Below are 18,149 nucleotides of genomic sequence, written 5' to 3' on the forward strand. Positions count from 1 at the left end.
CTATGCTCCCGTTGCTGTCGTCAGAGGGCGGCGCGCTGCGTCATCACGCGCAGCAGATCGACCAGGCCGGCATCGCGCTGGTCGCGTAGTTCGGCATCGCTGCGATCACCAATGGCCTCGCGAACCTCCTGCGAGACGCGAGCGATCGTCGCCGGCTCCAGCCTGGCATCGCCGAGATCGTCCCAGATGTCCTGGTAGGTCTTGCCGTATTTGATCAGGAAGGCCTCGATGCCCTCGGCGTTGAGATGGTTCGAGATGAACGAGCCCTGCAGCGTCCATTTCGGGCCGGGGCCGTAGCAGAAGGCGCGGTCGACATCCTCGGCGCTGGCGACGCCGCTCTCGACCAGCGCGATCGCCTCGCGCCACATCGCGCCCATCAGGCGCAGCGCCAGATGCCCGGTGACCTCCTTGCGCAGCACCGCCGGCTTCTTGCCGAGCGCCTCGTAGAAGGCACGGGTCTGCTCGATCACCTCGGGCGCAGTATCGCGGCCGCCGACGATCTCGACCAGCGGCATCAGATGCACCGGGTTGAAGGGGTGGGCGAGCACGATGCGTTGCGGCCGGGCGCAATTCGCCTGCATGTCCGAGACCAGCAACGCCGAGGAGGAGGAGGCGATGATGACGTCGTCGCCGACGTTTCGTTCGATCGCCGCGAGCAGCTCCTGCTTCAGGTCGAGCTGTTCGGGCCCCGCCTCCTGGACGAAGGCGACGCCGGCGAGCGCCTTGCCGAGATCGGCCGAAAAGCGGACCGGGCCGCGCGCGGTGCGGGCGGGCGCCAGCCGTTCGAGATCGTCGATCAGCGCCGGATGCAGCGCCTGGAAGGCCTGCCAGCGCGCCGGATCGGGATCGTAGCAGGAGACCTCGTAGCCGTGATGGGCGAAGGTCGCCGCCCAGCGCTGGCCGATGGTGCCGAGCCCGACCACGCCGATCGGCCCGCGCATCGCGTTCACATCCATGATCATGTCCTCGTCCCGGCGGCGGAAGGCCCGCCGCGCAAAAAGTCCAGCACCGCTTCGCGATAGAGTTCGGGTTCGGCCCGCATGGCGTAGTGGCCGCCGCGTGGCAGCACTTCGAGGTCCGCCTGCGGGATTCCCTCGGCGAGGCGCTGCGAGAGATAGGCGGGGGTGACGATGTCGTCGGCCGCAACCACGATCCGCACCGGGCAGGCGATCTGCGCCAGCCGGCCTTGCACATCGTGGGCGAGCACGGCGAGCATGCGCTCGCGCACCACCGCGGCGTCCGTCGGCTTCGGGCGGGTCGCTGCGGCCGCCAGTTCGACCTCGACGATCGCGTCGTTGGCGTCGAGCCAGTAGGGCGCGTTGAGGAGCGTCACCGCATGGCGGCGATAGGCGTCGATGCCGAGCCGGTCGAGCAGTTCGATCCGCCCGGCGAAAAGGCGGCGCATATAGGCGCAGGGGCGGGCGAAGGTCGCCGACAGCACCAGCCGCGTGACGCGCTCCGGCTGCGCGAGCGCCAGGTTTTGCGCGATGGCGCCACCGGTGGAATGGCCGAGACTGGCGGCGGCGGCTATGCCGAGATGGTCGAGCAGGTCGGTGAGGTCCTCGCGCATCGCGTCGATGCTGGTCGGGCCCGCGAGAGCCGAAGAGCCGCCGACACCGCGATGGTCGTAGGTGACGACCTGGAAATAGGGCGCACAGACCTCGGCGAAGGCGTTCCAGAACGAAGCGAGGCCGCCCAGGCCCGAGATCAGCACGAGCGGCGGGCCGTCGCCGCGAAGCGTGTAGGCGAGGCTTCCGCCATCGGCGAGGGGAGCGAGCCCGGTCTTCATGGGAGCGTCCCTTGGGCCTCGTCGAGGGCGCAGCGGGTGGCGGTGTTGACCGCCGACCACGGAATGCGCAGGTCGAGCCAGGCCGCCAGCCGGCCGGCGCAGAGGATGGCCTCGTCGACCAGCGCGGCGAGCGGGATGTCGTCGCGCCCGAACGCGGCCTCCAGCGCGAAGATCGTCGCTGCGCCCTCGCCGAGATGACAGAAATCGCGCAGCCGCGTCGCGGCCTTGTTGCAGGCCACTGCCGCGATACGCCGGGAGATGCGCGCCTCTTCCGTCGCGAGGCCGCCGCGCACCCACCAGAGCAATTCGTGCAGGATGCGCGCCTCCGATTCCGCCAGGAAGAGCGGGCCGGCCGGGTGCATGGTCGCACGCGAGGCCAGCAGGGCCTCGATATCGGTGGGCGAGGCGTTCCAGAGCTTGTGCCGGAGGGCGAGGAGCTCGGCCGGAACCTGTGATGGTCGCGCTTCCGGCGCCTGCACGCCTTCGACCGGCACAAGATTGCCGGCGAAGAGCTTGCGCCCGTGCTGCTCGCGCAGGCGCAGGCCAAGCGCCTGGAGCTTCGGCAGCCCGCCTTCGATCTGGCCGAGCAGGGTGACCTCTGCCGTCTCGGCCTGGAGCGGCGCGAAGATCAGTTCGAGGAACTGCCGCGCCGGCCAGTACAGGAAGGCGCCGGGCTGCGCCTCCATGACGTCGACGCCGCCCTCCGCATCCTCGACGAAGGGCACATGCCAGTAGATGTGCTGGCCGGCGATCTTCGGCGTGTGTAGCTGGAGCGCGGTGGGCAAGGTCGCGGCGAGCGTGGCCAGCGTCCGGGGCGCCCGCGCAATGTCGCAGGCGATCCGCCAGCGCTCGCCGCCGACGATCAGGTCGAGTTTCATGGGCTGGATGTCCGGCGCGGGATCGTCTCGGTTCAGGCCTTTCCGTCTCAGGGCTTGGGCTTGAAGAAGGAGACGGGCTTGAGGATCTGGTTGCGCATGTCGAGCAGCGGGTCGGCCTCGACGACCTGTTTGCGATAGGCCTGCCAGGCCGGATCGGCCTCCATCGCGTCGCGGCGTGCCTCGCGGTCGGCGAGGCTGTCATACTGCCAGAGATGCACGACGCGGCTGAGCTCGCCGATATGGGTCTGGAAGAAGCCGAAGGGCTCGCCGAGATACTGACGCTGCATCGGCAGGCCGACATCCTCGTAGAGCTTCAGGAAGTCGTTCAGGCGGTTCGGCCGGGCCGTGTAGACGCGGTGGTCGAAGATCATTGTCCTTCTCCTCTGGTTCCGGCGGAAAGCCGGCCGTCCCTCCGGTGACACTCCGTGACCGGAGCGTGCGTTCGCCGTCGTGCGGCCGGTCCTGTCGCTTCGCTGCAAGACTGCATTATCTTGTGTAGACACTTATAGCGTCACGCCACGGACTGCGCTAGGGTCCCTCGCAGCGAAAGCTGTGAGCGCCTCCATCTGCCTGCCCAAGGCCGGCGAGGGAGGCGCCGGGCAGAGGGAGACAGCGGCGGCGATGAGGAATTCACCGACGGTGGACGAGCAACTTGAGATGCTGCGTCGCATGGTGGCGGTGCGCCATCTCGAGGAGCGGCTCGGCGAGCTGCACAAGGCCGGCAAGACGCGCGGCCCGATCCATCGCTGCGACGGCCAGGAAGCGGTTGGCATCGGCGCGACCGCGGTGCTGGACGACGAGGACCTCCTGACCAGTACCCATCGCGGCCATGCGCATTATGTCGGCAAGGGCGTAGGCCTGCACCCGATCGTCTCCGAGATCCTCGGCCGCGCCACCGGCGCCTGCGCCGGCCGGGCCGGGCATATGCTGATCGCCGATGTGAAGAAGGGACTGCTCGGCGGCAACGCCATCGTCGGCGGCGGCATTCCCGCGGCGACGGGCTTTGCCGTCTCGCTGCAGATGAAGAACCGGGCCGATGGCGGCCAGCGCATCGCCATGTGCATCTTCGGCGACGGTGCGGCCCAGACCGGCATCTGCCATGAATCGATGAACATCGCGTCGCTCTGGAAGCTGCCCGTCGTCTTCGTGCTCGAGCACAACCAGTACGGGCTGACCGCGCATCATTCGACGCAGTCCTCGGTGCCCAACCTCTCGGTCCGTGCCGCCGGCTACGGCATGCCGAGCGAGATCGTGGACGGCAACGATATCATCGCCGTCCACCGTGCCGTCGGCGCCGCGGTCGAGCGGGCAAGGCGCGGCGAGGGGCCCTCGCTGATCGAGGCCAAGACCTATCGCATGGTCGGCTTCTCGACGAGCGATGTCGGCGGCTACCAGACGGATGAGGACCTCTCTCTCTGGCGCGAGCGCGACCCGATTATGCTCGCCCGCGCCATGCTGGCCGACGCCGTTCCGGCCGAGCGGCTCGACGCGGTCATGGCGGCGGCGCGTGCGGAGGTCGATGCCGCGGTCGAGCAGGCATTGAACGACCCGCTGCCGGCCTTCGCCGAGCATGCGCCGAGCGCGCCCTATACCGTAGCGGGAGCCTGACCATGGCGATGATGCGTTATGCCGAGGCGCTGCGTTCGGCGCTGCGCGAGGAGATGCAGCGCGACCCATCCGTCTGGCTGATGGGCGAGGACATCGCCGTCTATGGCGGGGTGTTCAAGGTCTCCAAGGACCTGATGGCGGAGTTCGGGCCGGAGCGCGTGCGCGACACGCCGATCTCCGAGCAGACGCTGACCGCCATGGCGGTGACGGCGGCGATGGCCGGCACCCGGCCGGTGCTCGAGATCATGTATGCCGACTTCCTGCCGCTCAGCATCGATGCGCTGATGAACCAGGCCTCGATCTACAACTACATCTGGAACGGCCAGGTCACGATGCCCTTCGTGCTGCGCACGCAAGGTGGCGGCGGCGCCGGCGCCGGCGCTCAGCACTCCAAGAGCCTCGACGCGCTCGTCGCCCATATCCCCGGCCTCAAGGTGGTTGCCCCCGCAACGGCGGCGGATGCCAAGGGCCTGCTCAAGGCGGCAATCCGCGACGACCATCCGGTGATCTTCCTTGAGCACAAGCTGCTCTACAACACGCGCGACGAGGTGCCGGACGGCGAGCATCTCGTCGAGATCGGTAAGGCCCGCATCGCGCGGGCAGGCAGCGACGTCTCGATCATCGCCTCCTCGAAGATGGTGGTCGATGCGCTGAAGGCCGCCGACGAGCTGGCCAAGGATGGCATCTCCGCGGAGGTCGTCGACCTGCGCACGCTTCGTCCGCTCGACCGCGAGACGATCAAGGCCTCGATCGCCAAGACGCATCACGCCGTGGTGGTCAACGAGGGCTGGCGCTTCTGCGGCTATGCCGCCGAGCTCAGTGCGACGATCATGGAGACCTGCTTCGACGAGCTCGATGCGCCGGTCGAGCGCGTCGCGACCCATGACATCCCGATTCCCTACAGCGAGCCGCTGGAAAGCACCGTCCTGCCAGATGCCAACAAGATCGCGGCGGCGGCGCGTCGGGCCCTGGCCTGAAGGGAGCGCGGCATGAGCCATCAGATCACGCTCGCCGGCGGCGCCGGCGAATACATGGAGAGCGCGACCGTCATCTCCTGGTCGGCCAAGGTCGGCGACCTCGTCAAGGCAGGCGATGTCGTCGTCGTGGTCGAGACCGCCAAGGCCGCGACCGAGATCGAGGCCGGGCGCGACGGCGTCCTCGCCGCGATCCTCGCGCAGGAAGGTGCGGAGGTCGGCATCGGCGCCGTGCTCGGGCGCATCGCCGACAGCCTTGCCGCGGATGAGGTGGCTATCGCTGCGTCGCAGCCGACTGCCGCGGCACCTGAGACCGTCGTTCCGAACGCACCCGCCAAGGCCGAGACGGCCAGCCGGCGCGTCAGCATCTCGCCGCTGGCCCGGCGATTGGCGCGTCAGGCTGGTCTCGATCCCTCGGGCATCGCCGGCACCGGGCCGGGCGGGCGGATCAAGAGCCGCGACATCGAGCGGGCCTTGCGCGAGCGGACGGACGCTGCATCGCCGGTTGCTCCGATTGCGGCGGTGTCATCGCCTGCGATGGCGAAAGCCGGCGCGGCTGTTCCGCTCGTGCTGCTCCATGGTTTCGGCGCCAATGCCGCGGCCTGGAACATGGTGCGCCCGCATCTCGATGGGCGCCCCGTGCTGACGCCGGAACTGCCGGGCCATGGCCGGGAGCCCGCGCTGGCATCGCCGTCACTGGAGGCGCTCGCCGAGGCGGTGCTCGGCCAGATCGAGGCCAGCGGCGCGCGCGAATGCGATCTCGTCGGGCATTCGCTCGGCGGCGCCGTTGCGGCGGTGCTGGCGGCAAACCAGTCGGTGCGGGTGCGCTCGTTGACGTTGATCGCGCCAGCGGGGCTTGGGCCTGAGATCGACGGGAGCTTTCTCGCCGGCTTCCTTTCGGCGCGGGCGGCGGAGAGCCTGTCGCCCTGGCTGGCACGGCTCGCGGCCGATCCCGGCCGGCTGCCGCGCGGTTATGCCCAGGCGGTGCTGCGCGAGCGCGAGCGCTTCGGCGTCGGCATGGCCCAGGCCGAGATCGCGCAGCGGCTGTTTCCGGACGGGACGCAGACGATCCGGATCACGGACGATCTCGCGCGCTTCGCCGGGCCGCTCAAGGTGATCTGGGGCAGGGGCGACCGCATCATCCCGCAAAGGCATCAGGACGACCTGCCGGGCCATGTTGCCTGCCACCGACTCGGCGGCGTCGGGCACATGCCCTATCTCGAAGCGCCGGCTCTCGTGGCGCAACTGATCCTGCAGAACGTGCGGAGCGCCGAGGCGAGCTGATGCGCCAGGCTTAGTGGCCGTAGCGCGCGACGAGGCAGGCGAACTCGCTCTGCCGGTGCGTATCGGTCTTGGCGAGGATGCGCTGCAGATGCGTGCGTACCGTCGTCGGCGCGACGCCGAGCTTGCGTGCGGCCTGGATCGTATTCTCGCCCAGGAGGAGACGCTCGGCGACGCGCGTCTCGGCGCAGGTGAAATCATGGTCGCGGGCGACATCGGCGAGCTTGCGGTCGATCGCGCCGGCCTGCTCCTGCATCACGACGACGAAGCGGGCGGGCTCGGCCGCATCGCTGCAATCCTCCGCCAGCGAGATGGCGAGCGCGAAGCTGCTGCGGCCGTCGCGATAGGACAGGCGCAGCTCCGCCTCCGGCGTCGCGAGTCGGGCCCAGCGCTGCAGGCGGCTGTTCAGCTCGCGGTCGCGGGTCGCAAAGCGCAGGGCCGAGATCACGCCCGCTCGCGTCAGCGTCAGCGCCGCCGCGTTCATCCGCTCGACGCGCAGTTCGGCGTCAAGGGTGAAAACGCAGATCGCATCCGCTGCCGGCGCCGGCCGCTGCTGCTGCGACGGCATCCGGCAGACGGGGCGGGAGGCGCTGCTGCTGCTGTAGGTCTGCGCGATCGACATGGAATTCTGCTCCGGTGCTGATGGTCTCAGCGACGGAAACGGAAGCGCGCGGTGGATCCGGACATGCGGCGCCGCGAAATTTTCCAGCAGCGTCGCCCCGGCTCCTCGATTTGAAGGACGCGGCGGGTTCGTCATGCCGGTAATCACTGGGGCAAGGCCGTATCCCGGCCTCTCCAGGCGCGCGCCGTCATTGCCGCCATTCGGCGATACGCGCCGGGCATCCGGCCTCCTTCATACGAAGGACGCCGGATGCCTGCGGGCGGCCTTTCCCGGGGGACGGAACGAGTTTTCAGTGATCGACGCGCCGAAACTCCGGGGAGCTTGCCGAATTGGGGGAGCCGAGGACGATGCCAAGCCTGCCCACCGCCATCCATCCGCATCTCCGCGGCGGCCCGGCCTCGCCTCCGTGCGGCGCGCTCGGCTGAGCCCGTCATGACCGACCCCGCCTCGCAGACCAGAGGGACGACCGAGCCGCGGCGCTACACCGCCGTCGAGATGCGGCAGGCGCAGCGCAAGGTCGGCCGCTATGGCGGCTGCCTGATGATGGCGCTGTTCGGCGTGCCGCTCCTGGTCGTCGCGATCGTGGTGTCGGCGGCCTTCCTCGGCCCGGTCGCAGGGGCGCTGCTGGTCATGGTCGCGGTGGTCTTCGGCTTCTTCTACAACCTGCTCCAGACCTCGCTGGCGCTGCTGATCCCGAGCGCCATCCTCGCCGCGCTGGTCTATGTCATCTACCGGCACTACCACCTGCCGGTGGCGACGGCGTCGGCCGATACAGGCGCACGCTTCGCCGCCGAGATCGCGCGGCTGAACGGGCTGCGGCTGGAGGCTGCCAGGGATACCCGCCGCCGCGTGATGCTCTATGTGCCAATGGGTCTGGCGCTGGCCATGATTGTCCTCGTCATGCCGGGCCGAGGCGGCAGCAAGTCCGGCATGCTCGCCGAGTGGCTGCTCGTCCCGTTCCTGCTCGGCTTCGCCATCGCCGTGCCCTGGCTGATCGCGCTGAGCATACCCGGGGGGCGCTATGCGAAGGCGTTCAAGCGCGAATTGATGCCGCTGCTGCTGCGGCGCCATGGCGCGCTGCGCTATGTCGAGGGCGCCGTTCCGGCGGTCGGCGATCTCGCCGCCAGGGGCCTCTTGCCGCGGCACGACCGGGCGGCGATCGACGATGCCATCGCCGGCCGCTATGCCGGCTATGAACTGCGCCTGAGCGAGATCGAGCTCGAACGCGAGGGCGGCAAGAACGACACGACCGTGTTCCAGGGACTGCTGCTCACGCTCGCCGTCGACACGCCTTTCCTCGGCACGACCATCGTGCTCGACAAGAGCCGCCCGGCCCCGTCCGGGCTGATGCCGGTCCGGCTGGAAGACCCGCGCTTCGCCTCGATCTACGACGTCTACGGCAACGACCAGGTCGAGGCCCGCGCTGTGCTGACGCCGGCGGTGATGGAGCGGCTGCTGTCGATGGCCGATGGCGGAGACTTTTTCCCGCCCTCCTGCCTGGTCGAGCGCGACAGCATCACCTTCGCCGTGGCGCAGACCGGCACGCGGCTGCTGTTCGAGCCGCCGAGCCTGCAGGCGCACGATGCCGCCGCGCAATTGCAGCATCTCGAAGACGAGCTCGCGCTGGTGTTCCGCCTGGTCGACGCGATGATCGCCATGCATGTCGCGATCAGGCCGGGCGGCGTCATGCCTTCCGGCACCTCCTTCTCCGAACGGCCGGCTGAGCCGCCGAGCGATCCCTCATCCTGAAAGGGCCTGAAGCGGTGACCTTCTTTCTGATCCTCCTGCTCGGCCTCGGCGTCGTGCTGTATCTCTGGTACGCGGCGATCGTCAGGCGCCGGAACGCCGTCGGCGAGGCGCTCGGCTCGATCGATGCGCAATTGCAGCAGCGCCACGACCTGATCCCGAGCGTGCTCGCCATCGCCCGCCGCTTCCTGGCGCATGAGCGCGGCCTACTGGAGGAGCTGACGGCATTGCGGGCGCGGGCCATGCCGAAGCTCGGCGAGCGCGACTTCGCCGGCATCGCCGAGAAGTTCCGGACGGAAGAGGCGATCTCCGCCGACCTGACCCGGCTCTTCGCTGTGGCGGAGAACTATCCGGAGCTGACCTCCTCGGCGCCGATGGTCGAGGCGCAGCGCAGCTATGACGAGGTCGAGGCGAACATCGCTGCTGCCCGTCGCTTCTACAACAATGCCGTCGGCGACCTGCGCAATGCGGTGCAGATCTTTCCCGGCTCGCTGGTGGCGGGGCTTGCGGGCGTGCGTGATTTGCCGCCCTTCTTCGAGGCGGACGAGGCCGCGCGCCAGCCGGTCAAGGCGAGCGATCATCTCTAGGGGGATGCGATGCGGATATCGGGGATCGTCACTGTCGCCTTCGTAGCCCTGTTGGCCGCCAGCACTGCCTGGGCGGCCGAGGCGCTGCCGAAGCTTACCGGCCAGGACTACGGCAAGGCGCGTGCGGCCCTGCTGCGACAGGAGTGGCGGCCGGTCGCGCTGCCCGATGCCGACAGCTGCATGGCCGGCGACAAGCGCTGCGCCGGACGGCCGGAAATGTATGTCTGCGCCGGCACCGGCTTCGGCCAATGCGTCTTCGTCTGGCGTCGCAAAGCGGTGGTGATCGACGTGATGACCGAGGGCGAGGAGCGCCCGGTCGTGCGCTATGTGCGCCCGCGCAAGGATTGAACGGACGGCCTCGTGAACCAGCGCGTCGATCTCGACCGGGAGCAATGGGCCGCGATCCGCAGCCTGTTCGACGCGCTCGCCGAGGCTTCGCCGGCGGAACGCGAACGCGTCCTGGCGGCAAGCCGGCAGCCGGCGGAGGTCATCGCCGAGACCAAGGCCCTGCTCGAGGCTGCCGACGGGGCCGGCGATTTCATGCAGGCCGATGCGGGCCTGCTCGCGGGCATGCCGGCGCCGGAGGTGCCGTATCAGTCGCTGCCGACCGGAGCGCGGGTCGGCGCCTTCTCGATCGTGGCGCTGATCGGCCGGGGCGGGCAGGGCGAGGTCTACCAGGCCGAGCGTTGGCAGGGCGGCTTCGAGCAGAATGTCGCGCTCAAGCTGCTGCGGCCGGAGGCGGCCGAGCAGTTCGCCCGCTTCGAATATGAGCGCCAGGTCCTCGCCGGCTTCGAGCATCCGGGCATCGCCCGCCTGGTCGACGGCGGCAAGGCGCCGGACGGGCGGCCCTATCTCGCCATGGAGTTCGTCGCCGGCACGGCGATCACGCGGCATTGCGCCGAGGCCGGGCTTTCGCTTGAGGCGCGGCTCGACCTGTTCGAGCAGGTCTGCGAAGCCGTCGCCTATGCGCATCGCAACCTCGTCGTCCATCGCGACCTCAAGCCGTCCAATGTGCTGGTGACGCCGGAGGGCCAGGTGAAGCTGCTCGATTTCGGCGTCGCCCATGCGCTGGAAGCGCCTGGCCAGACGCTGATGACGCAGGTGGTATTCACGCCCGACTATGCCGCGCCTGAGCAGTTCGAGGGGCGCAACCCGACGACGGCGACCGATGTCTATGCGCTCGGTGCGATCCTGTTCGAATTGCTGGTGGGGCGGCCACCCTGGCAGTTGGCGAATTCGGCCTTCGCAGGGGCGATGCGCGTCATGCAGGACCAGCCGCCGCTGCCGAGCCGGGCTGCGGCCGAGCGCGAGGGCGCCCCGGTACCGCCGGAGCAATTGCACGGCGATCTCGACGTCATCGTGCAGAAGGCGATGCGCTACGAGGCCGGCGAGCGCTATCAAAGCGTCGACGAGCTCGCCGGGGATCTCCGGCATTTCCGCCGGCTGGAGCCGATCGCGGCGCGACGCGGCGAGCGAGTCTACCGCATCCGCCGTTTCCTGCGCCGCAACCGGACGCCATTGATCGCGGCTGGGCTGTTGCTGGCGGCGCTCGGAGCCGGTGTGGCGGGCGTCGTCATGCAGATGCGCCGGACCGAGATCGCCAGGCTCGCCGGTGCCGCCGAGAACGAGCGGGCGACGGCACTGCGCGATGGCTTCATGCTGCTGCTGCGCGCGGCGCCCCAGAGCGGCGGACCCGGCTTCGCCTCGGCGCGACAGGTGCTCGACGCTGCCGCGGCGCAATTGCAGCGCGAGGGCGATGCCCATGCGCCGTTGCTGCTGCGGACCCTGGCCGAGCTCTATGGCGAAATCGGCGATCCGCGCACGGCGATCAGGCTGATGGAGCGCCATGCCGAGCAGGTGCGCGGCAGCGCCGGCCGGCTGGCCGAAGCACAGCTGGCACTGGCCGGCTACCGCTTCCAGCTCGGCGAGCGCGACAAGGCGCAGGCCGCGCTGTCCGAGGCGAAGGGCTTCTTCGGGAGCGAGCCGGCGCGCCATCCCAAGCAACTGGCGGAACTCGCCGGGGTCGAGGCCGGGCTGCTGCGCGAGGCCGGCAAGCGCCCGGAGGCGATGGCGCGGCTGCGGACGGCGATCGCCGAGCTCACCGCCCTGTTTGGTCGCGACAATGGCGAGATCGCGACGCTGCAGCACAATCTCGCGCTGCATGCGCTGGAGGCCGGGCAGATCGATGTCGCGGTGCAGGCGCTCGACGAGGCCGAACGCGTGCTGGCGGCGTCGGGACGCGGCCGCTCGGTGATCGCGATCGGTGTGCTCAACCTGCGGGCCGCACTGGCGCTGCGCCAGGGCGATGCGGCCGGCGCCGAGACGCTGTGGCGCCAGGCGGTCGAGCGGCAGCGACGCGACTACGGGCCTTCGCTGGCTCTGGCGGCGATCGAGCTCAATCTCGGCCGGCTGATCATGGCCGGCAGCCGCTTCGCCGAGGCGATGCCGATCCTCGAAGGAGCACTCGGAATCGCCGCCCCGCTCGCCGGCGAGAGCAATGCCGTCACCATCATGCTGCGCCAGAGCCGGGCCACTGGGCTGATGGTGCAAAACCGGCTCTCCGAGGCGCAAGGCGAGATCGACCAGGCGTTGCGGGCGGCGCAGGCCGCCTTCGGCGAGCGCCACCCCTATGTCGGGATCGGGCTCGGGGCGCGCTCGCAGATCCTGCTGGCACAGGGCGATCCGGCTGCGGCGATGCAGGCGCTCGATCAGGCGGAAGCCATCCTGCGCGAGGCTGGCCCTGCCGGCGCGCCGCATCTTGCCGAGCTCGGCCCGACGCGCACGCTGATCGAGGAGGCCCTGCGCGAAAAGGCGCCGCGTCAGCCCTGAAGCTCGCGATAGAGCCAGGCCCGTGCCTGCAGCCAGTCGCGCCTGACGGTGCGGTCGCTGATGCCGAGGATGCGCCCGGTTTCCTCTTCGCTATAGCCGGCGAAGAAGCGGCATTCGACGACCTTGACGAGGCGCGGGTCGACTGCTTCGAGCGCGGCGAGCGCCTCGCTGATCCGGATCACCTCGTCGTCGCCGGCGGCGGCAAGATCGTGCCGATCGTCGAGCGGGATGGGACGCTGGCCTTCGCCGCGCTTCTGGCTGAGCCGGGCGCGCGCGGCGTCAACGAGGGCGTGCCGCATGGCGGTCGCGGCACTCGCCAGGAAATGCGCTTCGCTGGTCCAGCCGGCGCTCTGGCGCAGCTTGAGATAGCTCTCGCTGACCAAAGCCGTGGTCTGCAAGGTCAGCGGCTTGCCGGCGCGCAGGCGTTCGCGATGCGCGATCTTGCGAAGCTCCTGATAGAGCGCATCGGTCAAGGCATCGAGCGAGAGGCTGGGGTCGGCGGCCGTCATCGCCGCGACGATAGCGATGCGGGCGGGGCGCCGCAACGCGATGGTGGCGATCGGCGCGGTCAGGAGGAAACGGCCAGCCCCCGGCAGACCAGACGGACCAGGCCTTCGATCTGGCGGTCGAGATCGCGCCGGGGCACGGCGATCAGCTTCTCCTCCAGGCCGATCGCGACGACGCCGTGGACGGCGGAGAACAAGGTCCGGCTCATCAGCATGCGTTCCGGCTCGGCCCGATCCGGGAGCAGCACGCTGAGCGGCTCCAGGATATGACGGAACAGCGTCATCTGCTCGCTCACCGCCCAGTCCGGCACCACCGCGCCTTCCGCCATGCGGTGCTCGAACAGGACGCGCCAGAGCTGCAGATTGTCGCGGGCGAAGGCGCAGTAGGCGAGGGCGACCGCGACCAGCCTGTCGGCGGCGACGTCCGCCGAGGCCGGCACGTCTTCGCTCTCGGCCGCGCTCAGGGCCGCATCGAGCCGTGCCAGCGTGCGTGAGCCGACGCGCAGGACGAGTTCGTCCATATCCGCGACGAGATTGTAGATCGCGCCGAGCGCGCAGCCGATTTCCTGCGCCAGCTCGCGCGCCTTCAGGCCGGCCAGGCCCCTCTCGGCGATGGCCTTCTCGGCCGCATCGATCAGCTGGGTTCGCTGCCGCTCGCGGCGCTCTGCCGTCGTGGTCATTTCGTCGATCTCAAATTTCGTGAACGATGTTCAAAATATCTCTTGAACGACGTTCAAGGTTGGGCTATGCCTTGTTTCGTGAACAAGGTTCATAGCAAGGAAGCGTCAATGTTCAAGATGTTTCTCACCTTCGTCCGCGGCAGCGCCGCCATTGCCGAGGAGCGCTTTGCCGATCGCAACGCGCTCCTCATCCTCGACCAGCAGATGCGCGATGCCGCGGGCGCCTTCGAGCGCGCCAAGAAGGCGCTCGCGGTAGCGATCGCGCAGGACCGGCAGGAGAGCGAGCGGCTCGCCGCGAGCCATGCCCGCATCGCCGATCTGGAGAACCGGGTCGCCGCCGCGCTCACCGCCGGCGACGACGTCCTGGCCCGCGAAGGCGCGGAGGCGATCGCCGCTTTGGAGGCCGACCGCGATGCGGCGGCGGGCGCGCAGGCGCTGTTCGCCGCCGAGATCGTCCGCCTGCGCCGCCATGTCGGCCAGGCTCAGGCCCGCATCGCCGAGCTCGATCGCGGCCGGCGCCTCGCCCGCGCCTCGGAAGCGGTGCGCCAGATGCGGCAGGGCCGCATCGAGACCGGTCCTGCCTATGAATCGACGCTGGCCGAAGCCGAGCAGACGCTGAAGCGCCTGCGCGAGCGCCAGGTCGAGGCCGAGGCCGCCGAGACCGCCTTCGACGAGCTCGACGGCGCGGCCGCGGCTTCCGTGACCGAGAAGCTCGCGGCCAAGGGCTTCGGCCCGCGGCTGCGGAGCACTGCCGACGATGTGCTGGAGCGGCTGCGCGGCCGCCAGCTCCAGGCGAATTGACCTCTTTCATCTGCAAAGGCACCCGACGGGAGAACAGCCATGAACCAGAATGCACAGCCCCATAGCGGCGCTTGGGTCAGCTTCACCTACGCCTCGTTCTTCGCCGCCGCGGCCATGGTTGGCGCCGGCGTCCTGTTCCTGCCGCTCGACTGGTGGGCCAAGGGCTATCTCGCCATGGGCTGCGTGATGCTCGTCCAGTCCTGCATCACCATGACCAAGACGGTCCGCGACATGCACGAGGCGTCCAAGCTGGTGAACCGGATCGAGGATGCCCGCACCGAGCGCCTGCTGATGGATGCCGGCAAGCCGGCTCTGTGAGTTTTGCTGCTCGGCCCGCAAGTCCCGCTTAACCGCAAACCGAGATCGGCCGGCGCAGGCAAGAGTTGCTAAAGCCCGGCCGGTGCAACCTCACCGTCCCTTCCCGTGAGATCGCCATGTTCGACACATTGATGCTGAAGCGGCGCTTCGCCCCGCTGTTCTGGGCGCAGTTCTTCTCAGCTTTCAACGACAATTTCCTCAAGAACGCGCTGGTCTTCATCATCCTCTACAAGCTCGCCGGCTCGCATGGCGAAGCGCTGGTGACCCTGGCGGGCGGGCTCTTCATCGCACCCTTCTTCCTGCTCTCGGGGGTCGGCGGCCAGATGGCCGACCGCTTCGACAAGGCGCTGATGGCGCAGCGGCTGAAGCTCGCCGAGATCGGCGCTGCGGCGGTCGCGGTGCTCGGCTTCACCCTGCATTCCGTGCCGGTGCTGTTCGTTGCGCTCTTCCTGTTCGGCGTGATCGCGGCGCTGTTCGGCCCGATCAAGTACGGCATCCTGCCCGACCATCTGAAGCGCGAGGAATTGCCGGCCGGCAACGCGCTGATCGAGGGCGCGACCTTCATCGCCATCCTGCTCGGCACCATCGCCGGCGGCCTCACCGCGCGTGAAGGCGGCGATGCCGCGCAGCTCAGCCTGCTGATCCTGGTCTTCGCGCTGGCCTGCTGGGTCGCGACCCTGTTCATCCCGAAGACCGGGCCGGCGGCGCCCGATCTCGTTGTCGACCGCAATATTCTGCGTTCGACCCGCGACCTGCTCAGGGATCTCTGGAGCGATGCCCGGCTGTGGCGCACCGGCGTCATGGTCTCGCTGTTCTGGCTGATCGGCGCGGTGGTGATGTCGCTCTTGCCCTCGCTGGTGAAGAACGGCATGGGCGGCACCGAGATGGTCGTCTCCACCTATCTCGGCATCTTCGCCATCGCGATCGCGGTCGGCTCCGGCATCGGCTCCTTCCTGTCGAGCGGGCGCATCGTGCTGCTGCCGGTGCCGGTCGCCGGCGTGGTGATGGGTCTGTTCGCGCTCGATCTCGGCTGGGCCATCTCTGGCGTCGTCGCGCATCAGCCGGCGCAGGATATCAGCGCCTTCTTCGCAGGTGCGTCGGCCTGGCGCGTCGGCATCGACCTCGCCGGCCTCGCCATCGCCGGCGGCGTCTTCGTCGTGCCGTCCTTCGCGGCGGCGCAGGCCTGGGCCCCGGCCGAGAAGCGCGCCCGCATCGTCGCCGCCGTCAACGTGCTCTCGGCCGCCTTCATGGTTGCCGGCGCCGTCGTGGTCGCGCTGCTGCAGGCGGCGGGCCTGACGCTCAGCCATCTCTTCCTGCTGATCGGCGTCCTCACCATCGCGGCGTCCGTCTGGATCCTGCGGACGCTGCCGACCAATCCGCTCAGCGACTTCCTCTCGATCCTGTTCCGCGCCTTCTACCGGGTCGAGGTCAGCGGCCGCGAGAACATCGCCAAGGCCGGCGACAACGCGATCATCGCGCTGAACCACGTCTCCTTCCTCGATGCGGCGCTGGCGCTCTCGATCCTCGACAAGGAGCCGGTCTTCGCCATCGACCACGGCATCGCCCAGCGCTGGTGGGTGAAGCCCTTCCTGAAGCTGACCCGCGCCATGCCGCTCGATCCGGCGCGGCCGCTGGCGACGCGCTCGCTGATCAACGCCGTGAAGAACGGCGAGAGCCTGGTGATCTTCCCGGAAGGACGCCTCACCGTCACCGGCAGCCTGATGAAGGTCTATGACGGCGTCGGCATGATCGCCGAGAAGTCCGGCGCGCAGGTCGTGCCGGTGCGGATCGAGGGGCTGGAGGCGACGATCTTCTCGCGCCTGACCCGCGAGCAGGTGCGCCGGCGCTGGTTCCCCAAGGTGCGTGTCACCGTGCTGGAGCCGGTCTCGCTGAGCGTGCCCGACGAGCTGAAGGGCAAGCCGCGGCGTCAGGCGGCGGGTGCCGCCCTCTACCAGATCATGTCCGATCTGATCTTCAAGACCACCGACATCGACCGCAGCGTCTTTTCGGCGGTGGCGGAAGCGGCGGTGGTCAACGGCAAGGGCCGCGTCGCGGTCGAGGACCCGATCACCGGCAGCCTGACCTATAAGCGCCTGCTGATCGGCGCCGAGGTGCTCGGCCGCAAGCTGATGCCGCTGGCCGGCAAGGGCGAGGCGATCGGCGTGATGCTGCCCAACGCCAATGGCGCGGCGGTGACGCTGCTCGGCCTGATGTCGGCAGCGCGCGTGCCGGCGATGATCAACTTCACCGCCGGCGCCACCAATATCGCCGCGGCCTGCAAGGCGGCACAGGTCAAGACCATCGTCACCTCGCGCGCCTTCGTCGAGAAGGGCCGGATGGGGCCGCTGATCGAGGCGCTGCAGGCCGATGTCCGCATCGTCTATCTGGAAGACGTGCGCGCTACGGTCACGACCGGGGACAAGCTCAAGGCACTCTGGCACCACGGCACGCCGATCGAGGAGGCCAAGGGCTCGGACCGCGCCGCGATCCTGTTCACCTCGGGCTCGGAGGGAGCGCCCAAGGGCGTGGTGCTCTCGCACCGGAACATGCTGGCCAATGCGGCGCAGGCCGCGGCCCGCATCGACTTCGGCCGGCGCGACAAGGTCTTCAACGTGCTGCCGGTGTTCCATTCCTTCGGCCTGACGGCGGGGCTCGTCCTGCCGCTGGTCTCGGGCGTGCCGGTCTATCTCTACCCGTCGCCGTTGCACTACCGGATGGTGCCGGAGCTGGTCTATGGCTGCAACGCCACCATCCTGTTCGGCACCGACACCTTCCTCACCGGCTATGCCCGCGCCGCGCACCCCTACGATCTGCGTTCGCTGCGCTACATCGTCGCCGGCGCCGAGCCGGTGAAGGACACGACGCGGCGGACCTATGCCGAGAAGTTCGGCCTGCGCATCCTCGAAGGCTACGGCGTGACCGAGACCGCGCCGGTGCTGGCGCTGAACACGCCGATGTTCAACCGCTTCGGCACGGTTGGCAGGATCATGCCCGGCATGGAAGCCAGGCTCGAGCCGATGCCGGGCGTCGAGGAGGGCGGCCGGCTGCATGTCAGCGGCCCGAACATCATGCTGGGCTATCTCAAGTCGGAGAATCCCGGCGTGCTCGAGCCGCCGCCGGAGGGCTGGCACGATACCGGCGACATCGTCGTGATCGACAAGGACGGTTTCGTCACGATCAAGGGCCGGGCCAAGCGCTTCGCCAAGGTCGCTGGCGAGATGGTCTCGCTCGCCGCGGTCGAGGCGCTCGCCGCCGAATGCTGGCCGGGTGTGCTCTCCGGCGTCGCCAGCCTGCCCGATGCCCGCAAGGGCGAGCGGCTGGTGCTGGTGACGCAGCAGAAGGACGCGACGCGCGCCGCCTTTCAGGCCTTCGCCAAAAGCAAGGGCGCGGCTGACCTGATGATCCCGGCCGAGGTGATGGTGGTGCCGGACGTGCCGGTGCTCGGCTCCGGCAAGCTCGATTTCGCCGGCATCTCCAGGCTGGTGAAGGAGCGTGCCCAGGCTCCGGTCGCTGCCGTGGTGGCCTGAAGG

17 protein-coding genes are annotated in these 18,149 nt (G+C 69.3%); 10 read left to right on the forward strand and 7 right to left on the reverse strand.

From position 1 onward, the window contains the following. Positions 1 to 20: 20 nt before the first annotated feature. The 4 genes from AC3WLC_RS04175 to AC3WLC_RS04190 are packed head-to-tail and all read right to left on the reverse strand — an operon-like array spanning position 21 to position 3,038. Positions 21 to 962: a 3-hydroxyacyl-CoA dehydrogenase family protein gene (locus AC3WLC_RS04175; RefSeq protein WP_493682675.1), complete on the reverse strand. Its 942-nt coding sequence runs from the start codon at positions 960 to 962 to the stop codon at positions 21 to 23. Further along, positions 959 to 1,789 (reverse strand): alpha/beta fold hydrolase, encoded by an 831-nt coding sequence (locus tag AC3WLC_RS04180; RefSeq protein WP_493682676.1) that lies wholly within the window; start codon positions 1,787 to 1,789, stop codon positions 959 to 961. Before AC3WLC_RS04180 ends, AC3WLC_RS04175 begins: the two co-directional genes overlap by 4 nt. Then, positions 1,786 to 2,667: a hypothetical protein gene (locus tag AC3WLC_RS04185; protein ID WP_493682677.1), complete on the reverse strand. Its 882-nt coding sequence runs from the start codon at positions 2,665 to 2,667 to the stop codon at positions 1,786 to 1,788. The genes AC3WLC_RS04180 and AC3WLC_RS04185 overlap by 4 nt, the downstream gene beginning before the upstream one ends. A gap of 47 nt (positions 2,668 to 2,714) precedes the next feature. Further along, positions 2,715 to 3,038 carry an NIPSNAP family protein gene (locus AC3WLC_RS04190; protein WP_346358822.1) on the reverse strand — a complete coding sequence of 108 codons (324 nt, stop codon included), beginning with the start codon at positions 3,036 to 3,038 and terminating at the stop codon, positions 2,715 to 2,717. Positions 3,039 to 3,306: 268 nt separating this feature from the next. Between AC3WLC_RS04190 and AC3WLC_RS04195 the strand changes: the two genes are divergently transcribed. Genes AC3WLC_RS04195 through AC3WLC_RS04205 form a run of 3 tightly spaced genes read left to right on the forward strand, consistent with a single transcriptional unit; the run spans position 3,307 to position 6,533 of the window. Further along, the gene (locus tag AC3WLC_RS04195) at positions 3,307 to 4,275 is read left to right on the forward strand and encodes a thiamine pyrophosphate-dependent dehydrogenase E1 component subunit alpha (protein ID WP_493682678.1); all 969 of its coding nucleotides are present in this window, start codon (positions 3,307 to 3,309) and stop codon (positions 4,273 to 4,275) included. Between the two features lie 2 nt (positions 4,276 to 4,277). Beyond that, positions 4,278 to 5,252, forward strand: coding sequence for an alpha-ketoacid dehydrogenase subunit beta (locus AC3WLC_RS04200; protein WP_493682679.1), 975 nt, complete (start codon positions 4,278 to 4,280; stop codon positions 5,250 to 5,252). 12 nt (positions 5,253 to 5,264) lie between these two features. Further along, positions 5,265 to 6,533 carry an acetoin dehydrogenase dihydrolipoyllysine-residue acetyltransferase subunit gene (locus tag AC3WLC_RS04205; protein WP_493682680.1) on the forward strand — a complete coding sequence of 423 codons (1,269 nt, stop codon included), beginning with the start codon at positions 5,265 to 5,267 and terminating at the stop codon, positions 6,531 to 6,533. Between the two features lie 10 nt (positions 6,534 to 6,543). Here the strand turns inward: AC3WLC_RS04205 and AC3WLC_RS04210 are convergent, their stop codons facing one another. Then, on the reverse strand, positions 6,544 to 7,152 hold the full coding sequence (locus tag AC3WLC_RS04210) for a helix-turn-helix transcriptional regulator (RefSeq protein ID WP_493682681.1): 609 nt from the start codon (positions 7,150 to 7,152) through the stop codon (positions 6,544 to 6,546). Between the two features lie 432 nt (positions 7,153 to 7,584). Here AC3WLC_RS04210 and AC3WLC_RS04215 point away from each other — a divergent pair, with 432 nt between their 5' ends. From AC3WLC_RS04215 to AC3WLC_RS04230, 4 genes are read left to right on the forward strand one after another with little or no spacing between them, the layout of a single operon-like run. Next, positions 7,585 to 8,901 (forward strand): DUF3137 domain-containing protein, encoded by a 1,317-nt coding sequence (locus tag AC3WLC_RS04215; protein WP_493682682.1) that lies wholly within the window; start codon positions 7,585 to 7,587, stop codon positions 8,899 to 8,901. Between the two features lie 14 nt (positions 8,902 to 8,915). Then, on the forward strand, positions 8,916 to 9,485 hold the full coding sequence (locus AC3WLC_RS04220) for a LemA family protein (RefSeq protein ID WP_493682683.1): 570 nt from the start codon (positions 8,916 to 8,918) through the stop codon (positions 9,483 to 9,485). A gap of 9 nt (positions 9,486 to 9,494) precedes the next feature. Then, entirely contained in the window at positions 9,495 to 9,833 is a 339-nt protein-coding gene (locus tag AC3WLC_RS04225) for a hypothetical protein (protein ID WP_493682684.1), read from the forward strand. A gap of 12 nt (positions 9,834 to 9,845) precedes the next feature. After that, complete coding sequence (locus tag AC3WLC_RS04230; protein WP_493682685.1) at positions 9,846 to 12,314, forward strand: serine/threonine-protein kinase; 2,469 nt, start codon at positions 9,846 to 9,848, stop codon at positions 12,312 to 12,314. Here the strand turns inward: AC3WLC_RS04230 and AC3WLC_RS04235 are convergent. Then, positions 12,305 to 12,823 (reverse strand): ECF-type sigma factor, encoded by a 519-nt coding sequence (locus AC3WLC_RS04235; RefSeq protein WP_493682686.1) that lies wholly within the window; start codon positions 12,821 to 12,823, stop codon positions 12,305 to 12,307. The genes AC3WLC_RS04230 and AC3WLC_RS04235 overlap by 10 nt on opposite strands. A gap of 59 nt (positions 12,824 to 12,882) precedes the next feature. After that, the gene (locus tag AC3WLC_RS04240; protein ID WP_493682687.1) at positions 12,883 to 13,500 is read right to left on the reverse strand and encodes a TetR/AcrR family transcriptional regulator; all 618 of its coding nucleotides are present in this window, start codon (positions 13,498 to 13,500) and stop codon (positions 12,883 to 12,885) included. A 108-nt stretch (positions 13,501 to 13,608) separates the two neighbouring features. On the opposite strand from AC3WLC_RS04240, the gene AC3WLC_RS04245 reads away from it, so the two are divergent. The 3 genes from AC3WLC_RS04245 (at position 13,609) to AC3WLC_RS04255 (ending at position 18,146) form a co-directional block, all read left to right on the forward strand. Further along, complete coding sequence (locus tag AC3WLC_RS04245; RefSeq protein ID WP_493682688.1) at positions 13,609 to 14,301, forward strand: PspA/IM30 family protein; 693 nt, start codon at positions 13,609 to 13,611, stop codon at positions 14,299 to 14,301. Between the two features lie 39 nt (positions 14,302 to 14,340). Further along, the gene (locus tag AC3WLC_RS04250; protein ID WP_152015746.1) at positions 14,341 to 14,619 is read left to right on the forward strand and encodes a YiaA/YiaB family inner membrane protein; all 279 of its coding nucleotides are present in this window, start codon (positions 14,341 to 14,343) and stop codon (positions 14,617 to 14,619) included. 116 nt (positions 14,620 to 14,735) lie between these two features. Continuing rightward, a complete protein-coding gene (locus tag AC3WLC_RS04255) occupies positions 14,736 to 18,146 on the forward strand; it encodes an acyl-[ACP]--phospholipid O-acyltransferase (protein WP_493682689.1) in 3,411 nt (1,136 codons plus the stop codon). Positions 18,147 to 18,149 lie beyond the last annotated feature (3 nt).

This window comes from Allobosea sp. GW821-FHT03A12, from assembly GCF_058986765.1.

Bases quoted from the DNA above. Each gene is read 5' to 3' on its own strand.
- AC3WLC_RS04200 (WP_493682679.1), top strand. From the start codon at position 4,278: ATGGCGATGATGCGTTATGCCGAGGCGCTGCGTTCGGCGCTGCGCGAG.
- AC3WLC_RS04210 (WP_493682681.1), bottom strand. From the start codon at position 7,152: ATGTCGATCGCGCAGACCTACAGCAGCAGCAGCGCCTCCCGCCCCGTC.
- AC3WLC_RS04250 (WP_152015746.1), top strand. From the start codon at position 14,341: ATGAACCAGAATGCACAGCCCCATAGCGGCGCTTGGGTCAGCTTCACC.
- AC3WLC_RS04180 (WP_493682676.1), bottom strand. From the start codon at position 1,789: ATGAAGACCGGGCTCGCTCCCCTCGCCGATGGCGGAAGCCTCGCCTAC.
- AC3WLC_RS04235 (WP_493682686.1), bottom strand. From the start codon at position 12,823: ATGACGGCCGCCGACCCCAGCCTCTCGCTCGATGCCTTGACCGATGCG.
- AC3WLC_RS04245 (WP_493682688.1), top strand. From the start codon at position 13,609: ATGTTCAAGATGTTTCTCACCTTCGTCCGCGGCAGCGCCGCCATTGCC.
- AC3WLC_RS04205 (WP_493682680.1), top strand. From the start codon at position 5,265: ATGAGCCATCAGATCACGCTCGCCGGCGGCGCCGGCGAATACATGGAG.
- AC3WLC_RS04185 (WP_493682677.1), bottom strand. From the start codon at position 2,667: ATGAAACTCGACCTGATCGTCGGCGGCGAGCGCTGGCGGATCGCCTGC.
- AC3WLC_RS04190 (WP_346358822.1), bottom strand. From the start codon at position 3,038: ATGATCTTCGACCACCGCGTCTACACGGCCCGGCCGAACCGCCTGAAC.
- AC3WLC_RS04215 (WP_493682682.1), top strand. From the start codon at position 7,585: ATGACCGACCCCGCCTCGCAGACCAGAGGGACGACCGAGCCGCGGCGC.
- AC3WLC_RS04255 (WP_493682689.1), top strand. From the start codon at position 14,736: ATGTTCGACACATTGATGCTGAAGCGGCGCTTCGCCCCGCTGTTCTGG.
- AC3WLC_RS04225 (WP_493682684.1), top strand. From the start codon at position 9,495: ATGCGGATATCGGGGATCGTCACTGTCGCCTTCGTAGCCCTGTTGGCC.
- AC3WLC_RS04240 (WP_493682687.1), bottom strand. From the start codon at position 13,500: ATGACCACGACGGCAGAGCGCCGCGAGCGGCAGCGAACCCAGCTGATC.
- AC3WLC_RS04175 (WP_493682675.1), bottom strand. From the start codon at position 962: ATGATCATGGATGTGAACGCGATGCGCGGGCCGATCGGCGTGGTCGGG.